General features: G+C 64.2%; 1 protein-coding gene. It reads right to left on the bottom strand.

Translation table 11 applies throughout. The annotated features are described in order from the left end of the window. Positions 1–22: 22 nt before the first annotated feature. Positions 23–274, bottom strand: a 252-nt coding sequence (locus A3736_RS10425) for a cupin domain-containing protein (protein ID WP_067682675.1), incomplete at its 5' end; no start/stop codon positions are given.

The raw sequence follows: 274 nt of genomic DNA, 5'->3' as shown, positions 1-274 counted from the left end.
TCTCTCCTCTTGAGCTTGTGAATCAGGCGTCGACCGCGACCGTCGCGGTGTCGTGATCGCCGGTATTGGGAGATCCGGCGGGGTCCAGCATCAACAGCCTGACTTCGCCGCGCGAGGCGACCGGGCGATGATCCTCGCCCTTTCCGATCAGGAGCAGTTCGCCGGGCCCAAGCGTCTCCGTCCGGTCGCGGAATTCGACGTCGAGCGTGCCGTCGAGGCACAGGAACAATTCGTCGTGATCGTGCGCATGCCAGTCAAATTCGCCGTCCAGCCG

It is taken from the genome of Erythrobacter sp. HI0063 (assembly GCF_001635685.1).
Lineage (GTDB): Bacteria > Pseudomonadota > Alphaproteobacteria > Sphingomonadales > Sphingomonadaceae > Qipengyuania.
This window is presented reverse-complemented; position numbering and strand designations above follow the sequence as displayed.